Source organism: Streptomyces sp. NPDC001515 (assembly GCF_053597115.1).
The window spans coordinates 1-22390 of record NZ_JBSFHN010000044.1; the positions used below are offsets into that span (position 1 = coordinate 1).

General features: G+C 71.1%; 19 protein-coding genes and 1 rRNA gene. 11 read left to right on the forward strand and 9 right to left on the reverse strand.

The window, feature by feature from the left end; all coding sequences use genetic code 11:
- Positions 1–83 (forward strand): 5S ribosomal RNA (gene rrf / locus ACWCXC_RS33140); the annotation flags it as partial.
- 139 nt (positions 84–222) lie between these two features.
- Here the strand turns inward: rrf and ACWCXC_RS33145 are convergent.
- From ACWCXC_RS33145 to ACWCXC_RS33165, 5 genes are read right to left on the reverse strand one after another with little or no spacing between them, the layout of a single operon-like run.
- Positions 223–1536, reverse strand: coding sequence for a DUF58 domain-containing protein (locus ACWCXC_RS33145; RefSeq protein ID WP_450684417.1), 1314 nt, complete (start codon positions 1534–1536; stop codon positions 223–225).
- An 11-nt stretch (positions 1537–1547) separates the two neighbouring features.
- Positions 1548–2549: an AAA family ATPase gene (locus tag ACWCXC_RS33150; protein ID WP_450891422.1), complete on the reverse strand. Its 1002-nt coding sequence runs from the start codon at positions 2547–2549 to the stop codon at positions 1548–1550.
- Positions 2546–3775 (reverse strand): DUF4350 domain-containing protein, encoded by a 1230-nt coding sequence (locus tag ACWCXC_RS33155; protein ID WP_450891423.1) that lies wholly within the window; start codon positions 3773–3775, stop codon positions 2546–2548. Before ACWCXC_RS33155 ends, ACWCXC_RS33150 begins: the two co-directional genes overlap by 4 nt.
- Entirely contained in the window at positions 3772–4461 is a 690-nt protein-coding gene (locus ACWCXC_RS33160; RefSeq protein ID WP_450891424.1) for a DUF4129 domain-containing protein, read from the reverse strand. The genes ACWCXC_RS33155 and ACWCXC_RS33160 overlap by 4 nt, the downstream gene beginning before the upstream one ends.
- A gap of 4 nt (positions 4462–4465) precedes the next feature.
- Positions 4466–5662, reverse strand: coding sequence for a glycerophosphoryl diester phosphodiesterase membrane domain-containing protein (locus tag ACWCXC_RS33165; RefSeq protein ID WP_450684421.1), 1197 nt, complete (start codon positions 5660–5662; stop codon positions 4466–4468).
- 152 nt (positions 5663–5814) lie between these two features.
- Between ACWCXC_RS33165 and mtnA the strand changes: the two genes are divergently transcribed.
- The 7 genes from mtnA (at position 5815) to ACWCXC_RS33200 (ending at position 14269) form a co-directional block, all read left to right on the forward strand.
- Positions 5815–6960 carry an S-methyl-5-thioribose-1-phosphate isomerase gene (gene mtnA, locus ACWCXC_RS33170; RefSeq protein ID WP_450684422.1) on the forward strand — a complete coding sequence of 382 codons (1146 nt, stop codon included), beginning with the start codon at positions 5815–5817 and terminating at the stop codon, positions 6958–6960.
- A 4-nt stretch (positions 6961–6964) separates the two neighbouring features.
- Positions 6965–7654, forward strand: a complete 690-nt coding sequence (gene mtrA / locus ACWCXC_RS33175) for a two-component system response regulator MtrA (protein ID WP_187740742.1) — start codon at positions 6965–6967, stop codon at positions 7652–7654.
- A gap of 1 nt (position 7655) precedes the next feature.
- Positions 7656–9662 carry an MtrAB system histidine kinase MtrB gene (mtrB, locus tag ACWCXC_RS33180; protein ID WP_450684423.1) on the forward strand — a complete coding sequence of 669 codons (2007 nt, stop codon included), beginning with the start codon at positions 7656–7658 and terminating at the stop codon, positions 9660–9662.
- A gap of 34 nt (positions 9663–9696) precedes the next feature.
- A complete protein-coding gene (locus ACWCXC_RS33185) occupies positions 9697–11520 on the forward strand; it encodes an LpqB family beta-propeller domain-containing protein (RefSeq protein WP_450684449.1) in 1824 nt (607 codons plus the stop codon).
- Between the two features lie 81 nt (positions 11521–11601).
- Positions 11602–12324 (forward strand): ComF family protein, encoded by a 723-nt coding sequence (locus ACWCXC_RS33190; protein WP_450891425.1) that lies wholly within the window; start codon positions 11602–11604, stop codon positions 12322–12324.
- A gap of 320 nt (positions 12325–12644) precedes the next feature.
- Positions 12645–13334, forward strand: a complete 690-nt coding sequence (hpf, locus tag ACWCXC_RS33195; protein WP_450891426.1) for a ribosome hibernation-promoting factor, HPF/YfiA family — start codon at positions 12645–12647, stop codon at positions 13332–13334.
- A 182-nt stretch (positions 13335–13516) separates the two neighbouring features.
- Positions 13517–14269, forward strand: coding sequence for a response regulator (locus ACWCXC_RS33200; protein WP_450891427.1), 753 nt, complete (start codon positions 13517–13519; stop codon positions 14267–14269).
- Here ACWCXC_RS33200 and ACWCXC_RS33205 read toward each other — a convergent pair.
- Together ACWCXC_RS33205 and ACWCXC_RS33210 are read right to left on the reverse strand one after the other, a co-directional pair.
- A complete protein-coding gene (locus ACWCXC_RS33205; protein WP_450891428.1) occupies positions 14262–15434 on the reverse strand; it encodes a winged helix-turn-helix domain-containing protein in 1173 nt (390 codons plus the stop codon). The genes ACWCXC_RS33200 and ACWCXC_RS33205 overlap by 8 nt on opposite strands.
- Positions 15435–15497: 63 nt before the next feature.
- On the reverse strand, positions 15498–16085 hold the full coding sequence (locus ACWCXC_RS33210; RefSeq protein ID WP_450891429.1) for a GNAT family N-acetyltransferase: 588 nt from the start codon (positions 16083–16085) through the stop codon (positions 15498–15500).
- Positions 16086–16326: 241 nt separating this feature from the next.
- On the opposite strand from ACWCXC_RS33210, the gene secA reads away from it, so the two are divergent.
- Positions 16327–19137, forward strand: coding sequence for a preprotein translocase subunit SecA (secA, locus tag ACWCXC_RS33215; protein ID WP_450684429.1), 2811 nt, complete (start codon positions 16327–16329; stop codon positions 19135–19137).
- Between the two features lie 364 nt (positions 19138–19501).
- Here the strand turns inward: secA and ACWCXC_RS33220 are convergent, their stop codons facing one another.
- Complete coding sequence (locus ACWCXC_RS33220; RefSeq protein ID WP_450684430.1) at positions 19502–19921, reverse strand: Rv3235 family protein; 420 nt, start codon at positions 19919–19921, stop codon at positions 19502–19504.
- Positions 19922–20208: 287 nt separating this feature from the next.
- On the opposite strand from ACWCXC_RS33220, the gene ACWCXC_RS33225 reads away from it, so the two are divergent.
- Both ACWCXC_RS33225 and ACWCXC_RS33230 read left to right on the forward strand, forming a co-directional pair.
- On the forward strand, positions 20209–20715 hold the full coding sequence (locus ACWCXC_RS33225; RefSeq protein ID WP_450891430.1) for a DUF6912 family protein: 507 nt from the start codon (positions 20209–20211) through the stop codon (positions 20713–20715).
- Positions 20716–20775: 60 nt separating this feature from the next.
- Positions 20776–21447, forward strand: a complete 672-nt coding sequence (locus ACWCXC_RS33230) for an HAD family hydrolase (protein ID WP_450684432.1) — start codon at positions 20776–20778, stop codon at positions 21445–21447.
- A gap of 19 nt (positions 21448–21466) precedes the next feature.
- On the opposite strand, the gene ACWCXC_RS33235 is transcribed toward ACWCXC_RS33230, so the two are convergent.
- Positions 21467–22033: a DJ-1/PfpI family protein gene (locus tag ACWCXC_RS33235; RefSeq protein ID WP_450684433.1), complete on the reverse strand. Its 567-nt coding sequence runs from the start codon at positions 22031–22033 to the stop codon at positions 21467–21469.
- Positions 22034–22390: the final 357 nt, after the last annotated feature.

Consider the following 22390-nt stretch of genomic DNA (forward strand, 5'->3'; position numbering starts at 1 on the left):
ACATTCCGAACCCGGAAGCTAAGCCTTTCAGCGCCGATGGTACTGCAGGGGGGACCCTGTGGGAGAGTAGGACGCCGCCGAACAATCATTGTGGGGAAGCCCCGTGCCATTGGCACGGGGCTTTTCTGCGTTTCAGGGCCTTTCCTGGGACCCGGGTTGTGCCGGCCAGAAAGCATCTGGCCGGCACAACCCGGGTCCTTTTGCGTCCGGGGCGTGCCGTGCTTACAGACGTCCGGATGCCTTGAGTGACAGGTAGGCATCCGCAAGTGTCGGCGCGAGTTCGGCCGGTGTCGCATCGACGACCGTCACCCCGTGCCGCTGCAACTGCTCGGCCGTCCGGCGACGTTGATCCTGGGCGCGGGCCCCGGCAGCTGCCTCGTACACCGCGTCCACCGTGCCCCTCGCGCCGGCCATCTCCTCCATACGCGGATCGCGTACCGAGGCCACCAGCACGGTGTGGCGCTGAGTGAGGCGTGGAAGCACCGGCAGCAGTCCTTCCTCGACGGGCGCCGCGTCCAAGCTGGTCAGCAGGACGATCAATGACCTGCGCGGGGCGTGCGCCGAAGCCGCTACGCAGAGACCACGGGCATCCGTCTCCACCAGCTCCGGTTCCAGAGGCGCCAGTGCCTCCACCACGGCCGACAAGACATCGCCCGGGGTTCCACCGCCCCGGACATGGGCGCGGACCCGGCGGTCGTAGGCAAGTACGTCCACACGATCCCCCGCGCGCGACGCGAGTGCGGTCAGAAGCAGCGTCGCGTCCATGGAGGCGTCGAGACGAGGTATGTCGCCGACCCGGCCGGCCGACGTACGGCCGGTGTCCAGAACCACCAGGATGTGACGGTCGCGCTCCGGACGCCACGTCCTGACCGCCACCGTCGACTGACGGGCCGTGGCACGCCAGTCGATCGACCTGGTGTCGTCACCGGGCACGTACGGCCGCAGGCTGTCGAACTCCGTCCCCTCGCCCCGCGTGAGGACGCTCGTGCGCCCGTCGAGTTCACGCAGCCGGGCAAGCCGGGACGGCAGATGCTTGCGGCTGGAGAACGCGGGGAGGACGCGCACGGTCCACGGGACCCGGTGGCTCCCCTGGCGGGCGGCAAGCCCCAGCGGACCGTACGACCGGACGGTGATCTGCTCGGCGCGACGGTCGCCGCGGCGTGTGGGACGCAGGAGCGAGGTGACACGGCGGCGTTCGCCGGCCGGGACGTCGAGCGCGTGGCGGGACGCGGCATGAGCCGTGCTGGGAAGCCAACTGCTGGGCGGCCACGCATCCCGCAGGTGTGCCCGGAGCCGACGGCGGGAAGGATTGGCTACGGTGAGTTGCACCGCGGCGGCCTCGCCGAGTCGAACGGTTGTATCACCGGATCGGGTGAACTGAAGCGTTCGCACTGGCGCTGCCAGGGCATAGTCGCACAGAATTGCTAGCGAGAGCGGGGCATTGACCGCGAGCATGCCCGTCCAGCTCGGGGCCTGGATGCCTACAGGGAGTGACCCCAGGGCGGCCAGCAGGGCGGAGCGTCCGGTGAGGGCCACGGTTCACCGCCTCAACGGGGTACGGGGACATGAGCGAGGACAGCGGTGATGACGGAGTCCGGGGTGACTCCCTCCATCTCCGCCTCCGGTCGCAATTGGATGCGGTGCCGAAGCGTGGGGAGAGCGAGTGCCTTCACGTCGTCGGGGGTGACGTAGTCGCGACCGGTCAGCCAGGCCCACGCGCGGGCCGTGGACAACAGAGCAGTGGCACCTCGGGGTGAGACGCCGAGGGAGAGCGAGGGGGATTCACGCGTGGCACGACAGATATCGACGACATAGCCGACGATCTCAGGAGAGACCGTGGTCCTGGCGACGGCGGCTCGTGCGGCCGCCAGATCGGCGGGTCCGGCGACCGGGCGTATGCCCGCCGCGTCCAGGTCGCGGGGATCGAAGCCCTCGGCATGGCGCGTCAGGACATGGATCTCGTCGTCGCGGGAAGGCAGCGGCACCGTCAGCTTGAGAAGGAATCGGTCCAGTTGGGCTTCCGGGAGGGGATAAGTGCCCTCGTACTCGACGGGGTTCTGCGTGGCGGCGACGAGGAAGGGGTCCGGCAGGGGGCGGGAGACTCCGTCGACCGTGATCTGCCGCTCCTCCATCGCCTCGAGAAGCGAGGACTGGGTCTTGGGCGGGGTCCGGTTGATCTCGTCGGCGAGCAGCAGATGCGTGAAGACCGGGCCGGGCTGGAAGGAGAACTCCGCCGTGCGGGCGTCGTAGACGAGCGAACCTGTGACGTCGCTCGGCATCAGGTCGGGGGTGAACTGGACGCGTTTGGTGTCGAGTTGCAGTGACGCCGCGAGTGCGCGCACCAGAAGCGTCTTGGCCACCCCGGGGACCCCTTCGAGCAGCACATGACCGCGGCAGAGGAGGGCGACGACGAGTCCGGTGACCGCCGCGTCCTGGCCGACCACGGCCTTGGCGATCTCGGAGCGCAGCGCCTCCAGGGAGGCGCGGGCCGCGGCATCGTCGGTGACGGTCCCGGTGGTCCCGGCGGGAGTGGGGAGCGGGGCGCTCATGAGGTGCGGACCTCTCTTTCGAGGGTGTCGAGTCGATCTGCCAGAAGCACGAGAGCCGAGTCGTCGGCGGGGACCCGGCCGAACAGCAACTCGTGGAGGTCGCTGTCGGAGGGGCCGAGGCGTACGGACACGGCAGGAAGGAGTTCTGCGGGGGAGTGGGCGTCGCGGAGGGGGACGCCGACGAGAGGCGCCAGCCGGGTGCGGGTGGCCCGGCGCAAGGACGCGGCCGCACGGTCCCGGGCGTTGGCCTTGCGCTGGAGGCGGGCGCGGCCCTCGGTGGATTCGGATGCCCGGATGGCGACGGGCAGGTGTTCGACGATCACCGGACCCAGACGCCGTGCCCGCCAGATCGCGGCCAGGACGGCGGCGAGGGCGAGTTGGAGAGTGCCCCAGAGCCAGCCCGACGGAATGAGATCGAGGAAGCCGCTCTCGCCTTCCGTCCCGTCGCCGTCCGTACCGTCGTCCGCTCCTGCGCCGCCGTTCCCGGCGGAGGGGTCACTGAGTGAAGGGATGTACCAGACGAGATGCGGTCGGGATCCGAGAAGTTGCAGAGCAAGGGAGGCGTTGCCCTCGTGGTCGAGACGTTCGTTGTAAAGGAGATCGGGGGCGCCCAGGAGGACGGCGTCGCCCACCTCCCGCTCGCGCAGGACGAGCAGGGAGGACTGAGTGTCCGCCGGGTAGCACGCGAGGGAGTCCGGGCCGTTCGCCGTGTAGAGGAAGCCGCCTGTTTCCGCCGGGCCCGCGCGCAGAGCGGCGGGCAGCGAACATCGCGGAGGCCGGGCGGTGACCGGGGCGGGGGAGCCGACACGGACGTCGGGGGCCAGGTCGCTTGCCGCGGCGGGACCGGGGGCGAGGAGCACGGTGCGGCCGCCCGTGTCGGCGGTCGCCCTGCGCAGAGCATGCCGCTGGTCCGGTGTCAGCAGGTTGGGGGCGCTGACGAGCAGCGTGGTGTCGGGGCCGACCGGGGTCACGGCGGCTTCGAGTGCGGTGACCACACGGACGGATACGCCGTGGTCCTTGAGGAGTTCGGCCACGGCCCGGCTGCCGTAGCGGTCGGCGGAGCGGGGGTCGAGCCGGCCGTGCTGCTCCCCGGAACGGGTGGCGGCCAGGGCCGTGGCCGCGACGAGGAGGATCACGAGGCCCAGCAGGACCCCGCGGGTGCGGGTCCAGACCTGGCGCGCGGTGGGCGAGGCGGAGGTGGAGGGAGCGCCGGTGACCGTGCTCATCCGGCGGCTCCCGGGTGGGCACCGGCGAGGTCCGGAGCCGCGGATTCGAGGTCGAGGTCGAGGGCCCGGACGGTGAGGTACGTCTGCTCGCCGGCGGAGCGGCCGCCGTATGTGACGTCGTCGAACTCCCGGGCGGCTGCCCGGAGCCGTGAGGCGTGGGAGGGCAGGGCGCGGCCCGCCTCCGTGGCGGCCTCGTCGGCGGTTCGTCCTGGGCGCGGGTCGAGCAGGGTGCGTTCCTCCAGAGAGCGGACGATCGCCCGCATCCGCTCCTGGACGGCCTGGTTCCAGCGGCCCGCGGCGGCGTGCGCGTCGGCGGTGGTGCGGTGTTCCGAGGCGCTGCGGGGGCCGCTCTCGAAGAGGGCGTCCCGTGGCGTGGGGACGCGTTGCGGTGAACCGAGGCGCCATACGAGCGCGGCGACGAGCGCGATGAGGATCAGGACGAGGACGACCAGCCCGGCCGGGCCGCCCGGGGCGGCCCCGGAGGCGGCGGAGAGGAGGTCGCCGATCCAGGTCCACAGGTGGTCCATCGCCCGCTGGAGAAGGTTCGGATCGTTCTCGTGGTACTTCGGATCGGACAGTTCGCGCTGTGCCGCCTCGCGGGCGGGGACGCGTGGAGTGTCCACGGGGATGTCGCCGCCCGCCCGGATGATCAGTCGTGCCGCCGTTGTGCCTCCCGCCCCCGACACGGTGTCAGCTCCTGTCGTCGTAGCCCGGCAGCCCGGCTGCCCGTGCGAGTTCGAGGTCCAGGGCCTCGCGGCGGATGCGCTGGTCCACGTAGAGGAGGGCCGCGACTCCCGCGGACAGCGGATACGTGATTGTCGAGATCACCACGTCGCCGATGGCCGAGACGATGAGGAAGGGCCAGCCGAATTCGGTGGTCTCGCCGGTGGCGAAGGCGCTCAGGCCGCCTCCGTCGACGCCCGCGGCGATCAGCCCGAAGGGGATGCCGATGACCAGCGTCACGACGAACGTCAGCAGGACGGTGAGCGCGAGGATGCCGAAGACGCGCCACCAGGCGCCGCGCACGAGCTTGGCGGAGCGCCGCATCGAGGCCGCGATCGACTGCCGTTCCAGCATCAGTGCGGGAGAGGCGAGGGAGAGGCGGACCATCAGCCAGAGGAAGACCACGATCGCGGCCAGGAGCCCGAGGAAGGCGAGCCCGACACCGGCCGTGTCGCCCAGCAGGAAGCCCGGCAGGATGCCCACGGTCATGATCGCCCCCGCGATGACAGCCAGGAGGACCGTCAGACCCAGCAGCGGGAGCAGCCGGGACCGGGCCTCGGCCCAGGCGTCGGCGAGCGTGACGGGCCGGCCGAGCACCGAGCGGCTGATCACCACGGTCAGCACGGCGGTCGTGAAGATCGTGGCGAGCATGCCGATGAGCATCGGAGGCGTGGTGTTCAGCAGGCTGGAGCGGAACGCTTCGCTTGCCTGCCGCAGAGCTTCCGAGCCGGTCGCGTTCCGGTCGATCGCCGGGGGGTCCGGCATCAGATAGCGCTGGATGAGCAGATTGGCGGTCTGGGCGACCACCGATACGGCGAGCGTGATGCCGAGGACCGTGCGCCAGTGCGCGCGCATGGCGGACACGGCGCCGTCCAGGATCTCCCCGACGCCCAGGGGACGCAGGGGGATGACACCGGGCTTCGCAGCGGCCATGGGGTGCCGGCCGGGGCCCTGAGGGGGGACACCCCAGCCGGGGGGAGGAGGGGGGACGCCGGGGCCGGGCGTGGAATTGCCCGGCGGGGACCACTGCCCGGCCGGCGGCTGCGCGGAGGACCAGTTCCCCGCGGGGGAACCGTCGACGGGGCCGGAGGGGCGGGGGACGCCCGGCTCCTGGTCGTCGGAGGGGGCGGATCCGGGCGAGGCCCAGCCCGGAGTGTCGTTCATTGCTCGCTCCTTCACGGTCCTGTCCGCGTACCGGGGCGTCAGGTTGGCAGCCATCGTGCCACGGGTCACTCCGGTGCGGGCCGGGCCCCGGATCTCCCTGGTATCTCCGCCGTTTCTTCCTGCGCGGGTGACGGGCGGGGCAGACTGGGCGAATGGCTGATCAGGATGCGCAAACGCCGGTGGGCAGCGAGCCCGCCGCTCTCCCCGTACTTCGCTGGGAGGAGCCGCCGGAAGGGGCCGTACTGGTGCTCCTCGACCAGACCCGGCTGCCGGCGGAGGAGGCCGAGCTGGCGTGTACCGATGTTCCGGCGCTGGTCGAGGCCATCCGGACGCTCGCGGTCCGGGGCGCGCCTCTGCTGGGGATCGCGGGGGCCTACGGGGTGGCTCTCGCCGCCGTGCGGGGGTACGACGTCGCCGAGGCCGCGGAGCTGCTGGAGCAGGCGCGGCCCACCGCGGTGAACCTCGGGTACGGCGTGCGCCGGGCGGCGGGAGCGTACTGGGCGGCCGTCGACAAGGGAGCCGGTCCCGAGCGGGCCGCCGGGGCGGCCCTGGCGGAGGCCAGGGCGCTGCACCGGGAGGACGCCGAGGCCAGCGGGCGCATGGCGGAGTACGGGCTGGCCCTCCTCGACGAGTTGCTGCCGGGCGGCGGTCACCGGCTTCTCACCCACTGCAACACCGGGGCCCTGGTCTCGGGCGGTGAGGGCACGGCCTTCGCGGTGGCGCTCGGAGCGCACCGGGCGAGCCGCCTCAGGCGCCTGTGGGTGGACGAGACCCGTCCGCTGTTGCAGGGCGCCCGGCTGACCGCGTACGAGGCGGCGCGCAACGGGATGCCGTACAGCCTGCTCACGGACAACGCGGCCGGGTCGCTGTTCGCCGCGGGGGAGGTGGACGCGGTGCTCATCGGGGCGGACCGCATCGCCGCGGACGGATCGGTGGCCAACAAGGTGGGGAGCTATCCGCTGGCGGTGCTGGCGAAGTACCACCATGTGCCGTTCATCGTGGTGGCGCCGACCACGACCGTGGATCTGCGGACTCCGGACGGTGCGGCGATCACGGTCGAGCAGCGTGCCGCGAGTGAGGTGACGGAGGTCACATTGCCGCAGGCCGCGGCCGGTGGGCGCGGGGGCGGGTCGGTGCCCGTGGCGCCGGTGGGAACCCCGGCGTACAACCCCGCGTTCGACGTCACACCGCCGGAACTCGTCACGGCGATCGTCACGGAAGAGGGCGTAATCTCCCCGGTCACGGGGGCCGGGCTGGCGGAGCTGTGTGCCAGATCATCGCAGGTAACGATTAGCTAATGGGATGATGTCGATTATGAAGGGACGCGTCCTTGTCGTCGACGACGACACCGCACTGGCCGAGATGCTCGGGATTGTGCTGCGTGGTGAGGGGTTCGAGCCGTCGTTCGTAGCGGACGGCGACAAGGCACTTGCTGCATTTCGTGAAGCGAAGCCGGACCTGGTCCTGCTCGACCTCATGCTGCCCGGACGGGACGGCATCGAGGTCTGCAGGCTGATCAGGGCCGAATCCGGCGTGCCGATCGTCATGCTCACTGCCAAGAGCGACACGGTAGACGTGGTGGTGGGCCTGGAGTCCGGGGCCGACGACTACATCGTCAAGCCGTTCAAACCGAAGGAGCTGGTGGCCCGGATCAGGGCACGACTGCGCAGGTCCGAAGAGCCGGCACCGGAGCAGCTCACCATCGGTGATCTGGTCATAGACGTGGCCGGGCATTCGGTGAAGAGGGACGGGCAGTCCATCGCGCTGACCCCGCTGGAGTTCGACCTGCTGGTCGCGCTCGCCCGTAAGCCGTGGCAGGTCTTCACCCGAGAGGTGCTCCTGGAGCAGGTCTGGGGTTACCGCCACGCCGCGGACACCCGGCTGGTGAACGTGCATGTGCAGCGGCTCCGCTCCAAGGTCGAGAAGGACCCGGAGCGGCCGGAGATCGTGGTGACCGTCCGCGGTGTCGGTTACAAGGCCGGACCGAGCTGATATGACCCTGGGCAGCGCTGCTCCGAAGCCCGGGGAGCCGGGAGTCCGTACGGAGCGGGCTGCCGGTTCGGGGCACACGTCGTCTCCGGTGGGGCGCTTCCTGCAGGGCGGCCGGTTGTTCCAGGACCGGGCGCCCGGCGGGCCCGTGCCCCGGCTGCTGATGCGCTGGGTGCGGCGTCCGCTGCTGCCTGCGGTCCGGCTGTGGCGGCGCAACCTCCAGCTGCGGGTCGTCGCCGGCACGCTGCTGATGTCGCTCGGTGTGGTGCTGCTGCTCGGCCTCGTCGTGATCGGGCAGGTGCGCAACGGACTGCTGGACGCCAAGAGCAAGGCGGCCCAGACCCAGGCCGCGGGCGGTTTCTCCGCCGCCCAGGAGAAGGCCAACGCGCCCCTCAACGTCAACGGGCAGAACAGCGACGACGCCGACGGGGCGAGGGCCAACAACTCCTGGCGGACCGAACTGGTCGACCAGCTCGCCAGTGGCGGGAAGAACGCGTTCAACGTGGTGGCGCTCAGTGCGGACGAGGGTTCCCGCGCGCCGCGCGGTTCGGGCAGTGTCGAGGCGGCGAGCATTCCGCAGAAGCTGCGCGACTCGGTGAACAAGGGGCCGGGGGCGTACCAGACGTACTCCCGGATCAAGTACTCCAACGGCCATGAGTCGCAGCCCGGCCTTGTCGTCGGCAAGCGGCTCTACGACGTCGAGCGCAATCCGTACCAGCTGTACTACGTCTTCCCGCTGACGCAGGAGGAGAAGTCGCTGAACCTGGTCAAGGGCACGCTGGCGACCGCGGGGCTGTTCGTGGTCGTGCTGCTCGGGGCCATCGCGTGGTTCGTGGTGCGCCAGGTCGTCACGCCCGTGCGGATGGCGGCGGGCATCGCCGAACGGCTGTCGGCCGGGCGGCTCCAGGAACGGATGAAGGTCACCGGCGAGGACGACATCGCCCGGCTCGGCGAGGCCTTCAACAAGATGGCGCAGAACCTCCAGCTGAAGATCCAGCAGCTGGAGGAGTTGTCCCGGATGCAGCGACGGTTCGTGTCGGACGTCTCGCACGAGCTGCGGACCCCGCTGACGACCGTGCGGATGGCCGCCGACGTCATCCATGAGGCACGGTCCGACTTCGATCCGGTCACCGCGCGTTCGGCGGAACTGCTCGGGGATCAGCTCGACCGTTTCGAGTCGCTGCTCTCCGATCTGCTGGAGATCAGCCGGTTCGACGCCGGGGCCGCGGCGCTGGAGGCCGAGCCGATAGACCTGAGGCAGGTCGTGCACCGGGTGATCGGTGGTGCCGAGCCGCTGGCCGAGCGCAAGGGGACCCGGATCAGGGTCGTCGGCGACGAGCAGCCGGTGATCGCGGAGGCCGACGCGCGCCGGGTGGAGCGGGTGCTGCGCAATCTGGTGGTCAACGCCGTCGAGCACGGCGAGGGCCGCGACGTCGTGGTGCGGATGGGGGCGGCCGGAGGCGCGGTCGCCGTGGCCGTCCGGGACTACGGCGTGGGGCTGAAGCCCGGAGAGGCGACGCGGGTCTTCAACCGGTTCTGGCGGGCCGATCCGGCCCGCGCCCGGACCACCGGCGGCACCGGACTCGGTCTGTCCATCGCCGTCGAGGACGCACGCCTGCACGGCGGCTGGCTCCAGGCCTGGGGCGAGCCGGGCGGCGGCTCCCAGTTCCGGCTGACGCTGCCGCGTACGGCGGACGAACCGCTGCGGGGATCGCCGATACCGCTGGAGCCCGAGGACTCGCGGAACAACCGGGAGAACCGGGAGCGGTCCGGGTCAGCCCCCGCCCGGGGCGGCGAGCACCGGCTGATGACCGTTCCCACGCAGCCGCCCGGGACCGACCGGGCCGCGCTGCCTGTGTCCGCCCGGACCGCACCGGCCTCGGTGCACCCGGCGGCCCTGCCGGGCAACGGCGCCCGGGTGATACCGCGCTCCGCCGAGGAGCGCCCGGCCCGTCACAACGACTCTCCCGGGCAGGACCGGGGGCGGGAGGACACGACTCGTGGGCACTGATCGTCGTCGTGACGGCCGGGGGCACGCGGCGGGCATGACCGTGCTGCTCGCGTGCGGCGGGATGCTGCTGCTGAGTGCCTGCGGCTCCATGCCCGTCACTGGGGACGTGAAGGCGGTGGATGCCTCGCAGCCCGGTGACTCCCAGGTCCAGGTGTACGCCGTGGCGCCGCGCGACGGCGCCACGCCGAACGAGGTGGTCGACGGCTTCCTGGAGTCGATGACCAGTGACGACTCGGACTTCCGTATGACGCGCCAGTACCTGACGAAGGAGGCGTCGAGCCGGTGGAAGCCGGGCGCGATGACCACCGTGCTGGCCAAGGCGCCGAACCGCAGCGACCGGCCGATCCGCGAGGGCGACCGCAGCACCAACGAGGTGGTGTACACGCTGACCGGCGAGAAGGTGGCGACGGTCGACGACCAGAACGCCTACCAGCCGCTGGCGCCGACGGAGTTCTCCCGCACGCTCCATCTGGTACGGGAGAACGGCCCGGACGGCAAGGAATGGCGCATCGCGTTCGTGCCGGACGGTCTGATACTCGGCCAGTCCGACTTCAAGCGGCTCTACCGCTCGGTCAACAAGTTCTATTTCGCCACCGGACGCGGCGACGCCAAGTCCACGCTGGTGGCCGACCCGGTCTATCTGCGCAACCGGACCGACCCCGCGACCGGCACCGACACCGTGACCCAGGCGGTGCGCAGTCTGCTCAGGGGGCCGACGGAGTGGCTGAGCCCCGTGGTCGAGTCGCGCTTCCCCGCCGGCACGTCGCTGCGCAAGGGGGTCACCTCGCTCACCCCCGACGACCGCAACGTGCTGAAGGTGCCGCTCAACAAGAAGGCGGACGGGGTCGGGCAGAGTTCCTGCCGGATGATGGCCTCGCAGGTCCTCTTCACGCTGCGGGACCTGACCTCGGCGCGGGTCGAGCAGGTGGAACTGCAGCGTTCCGACGGTTCGCCGTTGTGCGTGCTCGACGCCGACCAGGCGGAGGAGTACGCCCCCGCCGGTTCCTCGGGCGCGCCGGAGAGTCAGTACTTCGTCGACGGCAAGGGCCATGTCCAGCGCATCCCGGGCAGCACCCGGGGCAGCGGCGACCCGGAGCCCGTCGCCGGTCCCTTCGGCAGCGGCTCGCTGCGGGTGAGCGCGGTCGGCGTGGCCCGGGACGAGCAGTCCGCGGCGGTCGTCTCGCAGCACGGGGACGCGCTCTACGTCTCCTCCATCGCCGTGGACGGCGATCTGCCCGTTCCGGCGGTCACCAGCAAGGCCCCCCGCGTCAAGGACCGGCTGACGGCCCCCAGCTGGGACGGCCGGGGCGATCTCTGGGTCGCCGACCGGGACCCGGAGCACGCGCGACTGCTGCGGCTGGCCGGCGGCAAGGGCAAACCCGAGGAAGTCACCGTGCCCAGCCTCGGCGGCAGCCGGATCACGGCCCTGCGGCTGTCCTCGGACGGTGTGCGCATCGCCCTGCTGCTGACGCGCGACGACCGGACGACGCTGCACATCGGCCGGATCGAGCGCAGCGGCCCGGAGGACGGCGGACAGGTCTCCGTGGTCGACCTGCGCCAGGCCGCGCCCCAGCTCGCGGACGTGACCGCGATGTCGTGGTCCGGCGGCAGCCGGCTCGTGGTGGTCGGCAAGGAGGAGGGCGGGGTCCAGCAGGTCCGCTATGTGCAGGCCGACGGTTCGACGCCCACCTCGGGCGTGCTGCCCGGCGTCAACCAGGTGCGGGCCATCGCCGCGGCCGACGACGAGCAGCTTCCGCTGATGGCGGACACGGTCGGCGACGGCATAGTGAAGCTGATGCCCGGCGAGAACTGGCAGACCGGGCTCAAGGAGGGCTCCGCGCTGGTCTACCCGGGCTGAACCTCCGGCAGCGGTCCCGGCCTCCGCGGGGGTTTGTCCACAGGGGTGGCCGCCCCGACCTCGCGGGGGCACAGTGGATCCATGCGCGGGTGGTGGCGGGAGATCGCCGGACTGGTCCTGCCGGTGGTCTGCGGGGGCTGCGGCACGCCGCGGACGGAGTTGTGCGAGCGGTGCGGCGTGGAGCTGTACGGTGGCGCGCCTCGCCGGGTGAGACCCGATCCGGAGCCGCCGGGGCTGCCCGTGGTCCACGCGGCGGCCGCGTACGAGAACGCGGTGCGCGCGGTGCTGCTGGCCCACAAGGAGCGCGGTGCGCTCGGCCTCGCCGGGGCCGCCGGCCGGGCGCTGGCGGGCGCGGTGCGGGCCGGGGCAGGACGAGGGCCGGACCGGCGGCCGCTGCTCCTCGTGCCCGTTCCCTCCGCTCGTCGTGCCGTCGCCGCGCGCGGGCACGATCCGGCCCGGCGGATCGCGCTGGCGGCCGCGGCGGAGCTGCGGCGGGCCGGGATCGGCGCCCGGGTGGCCGGGGTGCTGCGGCAGCGGCGTCCGGTGGCCGACCAGTCGGGGCTCGGGGCCCGGGAGCGGCTGGCCAATCTGACCGGTGCGCTGGGCGTCGTGCCCGGCGGCGCCCGGCTGCTCGCCGCCGGACGGGTGGTGCTCGTGGACGATCTGCTGACCACCGGGGCCTCGCTGGCCGAGGCCGCCCGCACGGTGGAACGGGCGGGCGGCCGGGGCGGTGCCCGGGTCCGCCACGCGGCGGTCGTGGCCGCTTCTCCCTCCGCCTTCGAAATAAACCGGAACTGGAACTGAACTTGCATCGTTGCAGGTGATGAGAGGGTAAAAAGACCTGAACGGAGGTACGTGCGAGTAGCGGGTGCCGACATCCCGCCGAGCAGGCTATGTTCGGTTGTGAGGAATGGTGAATGCCAGACCTCGGCGAATGCACCACCAGGTTTCGGGCAGGCGACCCACCGGTGGACCCAACCGGAAATTCGGTGGGATGGAGACCTCGCCGACGGGGGAGGAGGAGGTGGAAGTCACCGAGTCCGCGGCTCCGGACACCACCGGAGCCTGGTGCAAAAGGGAGACGCTCCGCCAGGGAGTGGAGCGATCCGGGAACGGAGTTCTGCGTGGACATCGTCGTCAAGGGCCGCAAGACCGAGGTGCCCGAGCGGTTCCGCAAGCACGTGGCCGAGAAGCTGAAGCTGGACAAGATCCAGAAGTTCGACGGCAAGGTGATCAGCCTCGACGTGGAGGTGTCCAAGGAGCCGAATCCCCGTCAGGCGGACCGTTCCGACCGGGTGGAGATCACGCTCCGCTCGCGTGGACCGGTCATCAGGGCGGAAGCGGCCGCAGGCGACCCGTACGCAGCGCTGGACCTGGCCACGGGCAAGCTGGAGGCGCGGCTGCGCAAGCAGCACGACAAGCGCTACAGCCGCCGGGGATCGGGCCGGACGCCCGCTGCGGAGGTCGGCGAAACGGTGCCGGACGCGGCATCGTTCAACGGTGACGGCGAGCTGGTCGCCGACGAGGGCGAGCGGCCCGTACCCACCACCAGGATCGGTTCGCTCGAAGTGCAGGGCGAAGGACCGCTGGTGATGCGCGAGAAGACGCATGTGGCGGCGCCCATGTCGCTGGACCAGGCGCTCTACGAGATGGAGCTGGTCGGTCACGACTTCTATCTGTTCGTCGATTCCGAATCGAAGGAACCGAGTGTCGTCTACCGGCGACACGCCTACGACTACGGTGTCATCCACCTGAGGACCGACCCGCTGGCCGCCGACGAGGCGGGCGGCGCCGGCGGTGCGCTGGGCGGCTGACGCCCTCACCTCGTGGTGCCCCTGGAGCGCCCTGTGCGCCCCCAGGGGCACCCCCGTGCGACCACGGGATCACCGCATCGCCGTCCAGGCATGAAATCATGGCTGCCCAAGCCAATCGGTGCGCTGTGAACTGCCGTTGGCGGACCGTCCGAATCAGGCCGTGGCCTTCAGGGGGAAGAACGATGGCGGACACCTTCGGGCCCGTACGCGACGCGCACGATGCCGATGACGTGCGACGCTCCAGGGCCGGCGCGGACGACGACGCCTCCCGCAAGGAGCCGATCCGGGTCCTGGTGGTCGACGACCACGCCCTGTTCCGCCGGGGCCTGGAGATCGTCCTCGCCCAGGAGGAGGACATCCAGGTCGTCGGTGAGGCGGGCGACGGGGCCGAAGCGGTCGACAAGGCGGCTGATCTGCTGCCCGACATCGTTCTGATGGACGTCCGCATGCCCAAACGCGGTGGCATCGAGGCCTGCACCTCCATCAAGGAGGTGGCGCCCAGCGCGAAGATCATCATGCTGACGATCAGCGACGAGGAGGCGGACCTCTACGACGCGATCAAGGCCGGTGCCACGGGATATCTGCTGAAGGAGATCTCCACGGACGAGGTCGCCACCGCGATTCGCGCGGTGGCCGACGGACAGTCCCAGATCAGTCCCTCCATGGCGTCCAAACTCCTCACCGAGTTCAAGTCGATGATCCAGCGGACCGACGAACGGCGGCTGGTTCCGGCCCCCCGGCTCACCGAGCGCGAGCTGGAGGTCCTGAAACTCGTTGCCACGGGCATGAACAATCGCGATATCGCGAAAGAACTCTTCATTTCCGAGAACACCGTGAAGAACCACGTCCGCAACATTCTGGAGAAGCTCCAGCTGCACTCGCGCATGGAAGCGGTGGTCTACGCCATGCGGGAGAAGATCCTGGAGATCAGGTGACCCGGCCGATCTCCTTGGTGAGCGCCGTGCGCAGCTCCGGGGCGTCGACCCGCTCCAGCCGCACGTCCGTGCACCCCACCCACGCGGCGGCCTCGGCCAGCGCCTGTGCCATCGGCTCCACCGCCTTCGCGTCCGCGAGGGAAACCTGCCGGGCGACCAGCGTCGTCCCCTCGCGCGCCGGGTCGACCCTCCCCCGGAGCCGGCCTCCCGCCAGCAACGGCATCGCGAAGTAGCCGTGGACGCGCTTGGGCTTGGGAACGTACGCCTCCAGACGGTGCGTGAAACCGAAGATCCGCTCGGTCCGCGCCCGCTCCCACACCAGTGAGTCGAACGGCGACAGCAGCGTCGTACGGTGACGTCCCCGGGGCTCCGAGGCCAGCGCGGCCGGATCGGCCCAGGCCGGCTTGGACCAGCCCCGCACCGTCACCGGAACCAGCCCCGAGTCCTCCACCACGGCGTCGAACTGCTCGCCCTTGAGGCGGTGGTAGTCCGCGATGTCCGCCCGGGTGCCGACGCCGAGCGAGCGGCCGGCCAGTGCCACCAGCCGGCGCAGGCACTCCGCGTCGTCCAGATCGTCGTGCAGCACGGCGTCGGGCAGGGCGCGCTCCGCCAGGTCGTAGACCCGCTTCCAGCCGCGCCGTTCGGTGCAGACCACCTCGCCGTACATCAGGGCGCGCTCGACGGCCACCTTCGAGGCCGACCAGTCCCACCACTCCCCGCCGTTCTTCGCGCCGCCCAGCTCCGTCGCCGTCAGGGGGCCCTCGGCGCGCAGCTGGTCGATGACCCTCTCGTACGCCCCGTCGGGCAGGTCGTGGTGCCACTGCGGGCGGGCGCGGTAGGCGCGGCGGCGGAACGCGAAGTGCGGCCACTCCTCGACCGGGAGGATGCAGGCCGCGTGCGACCAGTACTCGAAGGCGCGGCCGCCCGACCAGTACGCCTCCTCGACCGGGCGGCGGCCGACCGCGCCCAGGCGCGCGTACGGAATGAGCTCGTGCGAGCGGGCGAGGACGGAGATCGTGTCGAGCTGCACCGCGCCCAGATGCCGCAGCACACCGGGCACCCCGGAGCGGCGGTCCGGGGCGCCCAGGAATCCCTGGGCCCGCAGCGCGATCCTGCGGGCCTGGTCGGCGGAGAGTTCGACAACGGGGGGCTGCACAGGCGTCATGCCTCGAACCCTAGAGGGCGGCACTGACACTCGGGCCGGGAACCTTCCACCTCGTGGACCGCCTTACCGGGAAGCGCCGGCACCGTCCGGGACATACGCGAGGGCCGACGGCAGACCGAGGTCGGACGGGAGCAGCGAGCCCGTCCAGGCGTCGCGCCGGACGCCGTTGTTGACCAGCGCGGAGCGCTGATCGCCCTCCATACGGAAGCCCGCGCGCAGCGCGACGGCCCGGGACGGTTCGTTGCCCGCCTCGGCCCGCCACTCCAGGCGGTCGCAGCCCAGTGCGGTGAAGGCCCAGCGGGCGACGGCGAGCACCGCCTCCGCCGTATGGCCGCGGCGTCTGTGCTCGCGGGCGGTCCAGTAACCCACCTCGAACGTTCCCGGATCCGGGCGGCGGTGGACGCCCACGGCCCCGGCCGGTCCGCCGCCGTCGCGCGGGACCATGGCGAAGTTGTAGGCGAGGTCGTCGCGCCAGCCGTCCGGCACCAGGCGGCGGGTGAAGGTTTCGGCGTCCGCGCGGGCGTACGGGGAGGGGACGGCCGTCCAGCGCTGGATGGCGGGGTCCTGGCAGGCCGCGTACACCGCGTCGGCGTCCTCGGGGACGAAGGGGCGGAGTATCAGGCGTTCGGTGGTGAGGGTGATCGGCTCCATGGACGGATTCTGGTGAGGCCGGTGCCTCGGGGCGAGTACTTTTCGCGCTTCCCGGCACCTTCGGCGCCCTTCGTCCGTTGACTCGGAAGGGCGCTGCGGGGTCAACGCGGCGGCAGCCCTCCCGGCGCGGCCGGGTCCTCGCTTACGATGGCCGTTGCGGTGGGGCCCACCTGCCGTGCCCGCGCCAGTGTCCATCACACGACCCAGTGCCCAGGCCCGACCGGCAAGGAGACCAGCCTCAGTGTCCGTCTTCAACAAGCTCATGCGTGCAGGCGAAGGCAAGATCCTGCGCAAACTGCACCGCATCGCGGACCAGGTCAGCTCCATCGAAGAGGACTTCGTCAACCTCTCCGACGCCGAGCTGCGGGCGCTCACCGACGAGTACAAGGAGCGGTACGCCGACGGCGAGAGCCTCGACGACCTGCTTCCCGAGGCCTTCGCGACCGTTCGCGAGGCCGCCAAGCGCGTTCTCGGCCAGCGCCACTACGACGTCCAGATCATGGGCGGCGCCGCGCTGCACCTCGGCTACGTGGCCGAGATGAAGACCGGTGAGGGCAAGACCCTTGTCGGCACGCTGCCCGCGTACCTCAACGCGCTCTCCGGCAAGGGCGTCCACCTGATCACGGTGAACGACTACCTGGCCTCCCGCGACTCCGAGATGATGGGCCGCGTCCACAAGTTCCTCGGCCTCAGCGTCGGCTGCATCATCGCCAACATGACGCCGGCCGAGCGCCGCGAGCAGTACAGCCGCGACATCACGTACGGGACGAACAACGAGTTCGGCTTCGACTACCTCCGCGACAACATGGCGTGGTCGAAGGAGGAGCTGGTCCAGCGCGGCCACAACTTCGCGATCGTCGACGAGGTCGACTCGATCCTCGTCGACGAGGCCCGTACGCCGCTGATCATCTCCGGCCCCGCCGATCAGGCCACCAAGTGGTACGGCGACTTCGCCAAGCTGGTCACCCGCCTGTCCAAGGGCGAGGCGGGCAACCCTCTCAAGGGCATCGAGGAGACCGGCGACTACGAGGTCGACGAGAAGAAGCGCACCGTGGCCATCCACGAGCCCGGTGTCGCCAAGGTCGAGGACTGGCTCGGCATCGAGAACCTCTACGAGTCGGTGAACACGCCGCTCGTCGGGTACCTCAACAACGCCATCAAGGCCAAGGAACTCTTCAAGAAGGACAAGGACTACGTCGTCATCGACGGCGAAGTCATGATCGTCGACGAGCACACCGGCCGTATCCTCGCCGGCCGCCGCTACAACGAGGGCATGCACCAGGCGATCGAGGCGAAGGAAGGGGTGGACATCAAGGACGAGAACCAGACGCTCGCCACGATCACCCTGCAGAACTTCTTCCGCCTCTACAACAAGCTGTCCGGCATGACCGGTACGGCGATGACCGAGGCCGCCGAGTTCCACCAGATCTACAAGCTGGGCGTCGTCCCGATCCCGACCAACCGGCCGATGCAGCGCGTCGACCAGTCGGACCTCATCTACCGCACCGAGGTCGCGAAGTTCGCGGCCGTCGTCGACGACATCGCGGAGAAGCACGAGAAGGGCCAGCCGATCCTGGTCGGCACCACCTCGGTCGAGAAGTCCGAGTACCTCTCGCAGCAGCTCTCCAAGCGCGGTGTGCAGCACGAGGTCCTCAACGCCAAGCAGCACGACCGTGAGGCGACGATCGTCGCCCAGGCCGGCCGCAAGGGCGCGGTCACGGTCGCGACGAACATGGCCGGACGAGGCACCGACATCAAGCTCGGCGGCAACCCCGACGACCTCGCCGAGGCGGAGCTGCGCCAGCGCGGGCTGGACCCGGTGGAGCACGTCGAGGAGTGGGCGGCCGCGCTGCCCGCCGCGCTGGAGAAGGCCGAGCAGGCCGTGAAGGCGGAGTTCGAGGAGGTCAAGGCCCTCGGCGGGCTCTACGTCCTCGGTACCGAGCGGCACGAGTCGCGCCGTATCGACAACCAGCTGCGCGGTCGTTCCGGCCGTCAGGGCGACCCGGGCGAGTCCCGCTTCTACCTGTCGCTCGGTGACGACCTGATGCGGCTGTTCAAGGCGCAGATGGTCGAGCGCGTGATGTCCATGGCCAACGTGCCGGACGACGTGCCGATCGAGAACAAGATGGTGACCCGGGCCATCGCGTCCGCGCAGTCGCAGGTCGAGCAGCAGAACTTCGAGACCCGCAAGAACGTCCTGAAGTACGACGAGGTGCTCAACCGGCAGCGCGAGGTCATCTACGGCGAGCGGCGCCGTGTTCTGGAGGGCGAGGACCTCCAGGAGCAGATCCGCCACTTCATGGACGACACGATCGACGACTACATCCGCCAGGAGACGGCGGAGGGCTTCGCCGAGGAGTGGGACCTGGACCGGCTGTGGGGCGCGTTCAAGCAGCTCTACCCGGTGAAGGTCACCGTCGCCGAGCTGGAGGAGACGGCCGGGGACCTGGCCGGTGTCACGGCCGAGTTCATCGCCGAGTCCGTCAAGGAAGACATCCACGAGCAGTACGACGAGCGCGAGAAGACGCTCGGCTCGGACATCATGCGTGAGCTGGAGCGGCGCGTGGTGCTGTCCGTCCTGGACCGCAAGTGGCGTGAGCACCTCTACGAGATGGACTACCTCCAGGAGGGCATCGGCCTGCGGGCCATGGCGCAGAAGGACCCGCTGGTCGAGTACCAGCGCGAGGGCTTCGACATGTTCAACGCCATGATGGAGGGCATCAAGGAGGAGTCCGTCGGCTACCTGTTCAACCTGGAGGTCCAGGTCGAGCAGCAGGTCGAGGAGGTCCCGGTGCAGGACGCGGCGACGTCGCTGTCCAAGGAGGACGCGGTGCCGGCCGCGCGGCCGGAGATCCGGGCCAAGGGGCTCGACGCTCCGCAGCGGCCGGACCGGCTGCACTTCTCCGCTCCCACGGTGGACGGGGAGGGTGGGGTCGTCGAGGGCGACTTCTCCAACGGGGACGGCGGTACGGCGTCCGAGTCGGACGGGCTCACGCGTGCGGAGCGTCGCAAGGCCCAGAAGAGCGGTGGGGGGCGTCGCCGCAAGAAGTAGGCGGTTGCGCGTTTGCGGCCGGGGCCGGGCACCTAGGGGTGTCCGGCCCCGGCCGTTGTGCTCGGTGGGGTGGGGAGCCGGGCCTCCGACGCCGACCGGGAGGGCCGGGTTGCCGTGCGGGGCGGGTCGCGACCTGCCCCGCCCCGCAGGGGTCCGCAGGCTGAAGCGGGCGATGGGAGGTGCCGGGTCCCCCTTGCCGAAGGCCCAGAGGCCCCAGGGGCCCCGGAGGGCCCTGATCGGTGTCTGGAGGGCCTTGTGCGCCTGGAAGGGGGCCGAGGGAGGGGGACGCGCTCCGAGGCCGTGTGCGGGTGTCATGGGGTGTTCTGGGTGCTTTCGGGGTGCGGGGTGTGGGCGGCGGTGGGGGTCAGGGGTGGCGGACGGGGGTGTTGCCGAGTTCTACCGCCGCGCAGCGCCAGCGGAGGTCGGGGCCCTGTTCGAGGCGGAAGGCCATGGCGCGGACCTGTTCACCGGCGGCGATGCTGGCGCATGCCTCGACGACGCCGGGGGCGGGCTGGGCGCCGTGGCACATGCGGATGACGGGGCGGGCGCCCCGGCTCCTGAAGGGGGTGGTGGGGGCCAGTTCGGCGAGCTGGTCGTAGGCGTCGCCGATGGTGTGGCCCAGCATCCAGTGGACGGGGCGCTGGCCGCTGAGGACCGCGAGAAGGCGTTCGGCGAACCAGTGGTGGGGCCGGAGGCGCTGGGGCATCCGGCGGCGTTGTGCGGGTACGGCTTCGGGCCTGCGGGCGTCGTGCCGTCCGGCGGGCCGGGTCCTGTTCGTGCTCATCGCTGTCGCCCCCGTGCGTCGGAGCCCGGTCGGTACCGGGCGGTAACTTCTGCTGTGGATCTTCTACGGGGGCGGCGGGGCCGCCGCAAGCCTCGGCGGCGCGCAGGGGCGGCGCAGGGGATTCACCTATCCGAGTGGTCGGGACGGTGCGGGGCGGGCCTCCGGGACGGGCCGGTCCGGGTGAGGTGCGGGCGCCGGGTGGACGGGGCGGGCCCGGGACACGTAACCCCAAAGGGGGACGCCGCACGTATCCTGAGGGCGTTCCGACTACGAAAGCGACCTCAGCCATGCGCGTGTACGTCCCCCTGACCCTCTCCGGGCTCGCAGCGGCGCACCGGGCGGGCGAAGTCGGTCCCGGCCCGCTCACCGCCTACGCGGTGACCCCCGCGCTGCGCGAGTGGTACGTCTCCGACGACATCGAGGAGCTGGAGTACGCGGCGCTCAACCGGGCCGCCTCCGCCTCGCTGCGGCTGATCGCCGGGGACCCCGACGCCGCCCGGCGCCGCGTGGTCGTCGCCGTCGACGTACCGGACGGGGACGCGGTCGCCGACCCGGATCACATCCTCGACGCCTCCTCGCTCGGCGAGGTCACCATCGCCTCCGCGGTCCCCCTGGCCAAGGCCGCCGCCGTCCACGTCGACTCCGACGAGGCCGACAAGGACGTCACCGCCGCCGCGGCCGCGCTCGGAGCGGCGGACCTCGGCGACGACGACGCGCAGTTCACGGTGGACGGGGCCGAGGACCACGAGCTGCTCTGGTTCGGGATCCAGGAGATTCCTCATCTGATCGGATAAGAGCAGCCGGGTTGTGGACAGTTTGTTCGGTTGTCGGCGGCGCCGGGTATTTTTTCCTGCATGGGGACGCACGGACACCACCGCACACATCTGGTCTGGGACTGGAACGGCACGCTGCTCGACGACAACGCCGCCGTCGTCGGCGCGACCAACGCCGCCTTCGGTGAGGTGGGGCTCGCGCCCATCACCGTGGAGCGGTACCGCGAGACGTACTGCGTCCCGATACCCCGCTTCTACGAGCGGCTCATGGGCCGGCTGCCCACCGATGCCGAGTGGGAGCTGATGGACGGCGCGTTCCACCGGCACTACGCCGAGCGGCGAGCTGCCTGCGGGCTGACCGAGGGGGCCGCCGAGCTGCTGGCCCAGTGGCAGCTGGACGGGCGGAGCCAGTCCCTGCTGAGCATGTATGGGCACGAGCACCTGGTTCCCGCCGTGCGCGGATACGGGATCGAGCGGCACTTCGTGCGCGTCGACGGGCGCACCGGCCCCTCCGGCGGCAGCAAGGCCCAGCACATGGCGCGGCACCTCGCCGCCCTACCGCACATATCCCCCGAGCACACCGTCGTCATCGGTGACGCCGTGGACGACGCCGTGGCCGCCGCGCACGTGGGGGCGAAGGCCGTCCTTTTCACCGGCGGTTCGCACAGCCGGGCCAGCCTGGAGCGGGCCGGAGTGCCCGTCGTGGACACTCTGGCCGAGGCCGCCGCCCTGGCCCTCAGCCTGGGCGCGTAGCCGGCGGCCCCGGGGCGGGTCACGTCACCGGCGCCTTGGACCTGAGCACCGTGAGGAACGCCCGCATCCAGGCCGAGTGGTCCGGCCAGGCGCGGGAGGAGACCAGGGTGCCGTCCACCACGACCTCGGTGTCCTCGAAGGCGGCCCCGGCGGTGGCCATGTCGGGTTCCAGGGCGGGGTAGGCCGTGACCCTGCGGTCCTTGAGGGCTCCGGCGGCGGCGGTCATCAGCGGGCCGTGGCAGATCTGCGCGACCGGGCGGTCCGTGTCGAAGAAGGCCGAGAGGATCGCGCGGAGGTCGGGGTCGTTGCGGAGGTATTCGGGCGCCCGGCCGCCGGGGACGACGAGGGCCGCGTAGTCGGCGGGGGCCACCTCGGAGAACGCCAGGTCGGCCGGCCAGGTGTAGCCGGGCTTCTCGGTGTAGGTGTCGAATCCGGGCTCGAAATCATGGACGACGAAACGGAGGGTCTTGCGGGAGGGGGCGGCGATGTCGACCTCGTACCCCTCCTCGCGCAGCCGCTGGTAGGGATAGAGGACTTCGAGGGATTCGGCGGCGTCGCCGGTGACGATCAGGATCTTCGGTGCCATCGCGGGGCTCCTCACGGGTGGGTCGGCCTGATCCGGGCGGGACGTACGGTTCGAACCGTTCCAGAGTGTCGAACCGTTCCAGAGTGCGGTGTCCAGGGTCCGCGCGCTGTCCGGAGTGTCAAACTTCGGGGGTTTCTTTTGTACACATGCGGCTCGTGACGGTTGTGGGGGAGAGCGAGATAGCCTGGACCCCGTGATCAGCGCGATACGCCTCGGGGGCAGCGAAGCCCCCGGCCTGCGCCCGGAGTGCCACCGCGCCCGGGCCATGACTGATCCCCTCAGCCCGGCCAGACCGCCAAAAATGGCCAATAAGGTCCCGGGCGTCTCTCATAGCGGCATAGCGTCGACTCAGACCGG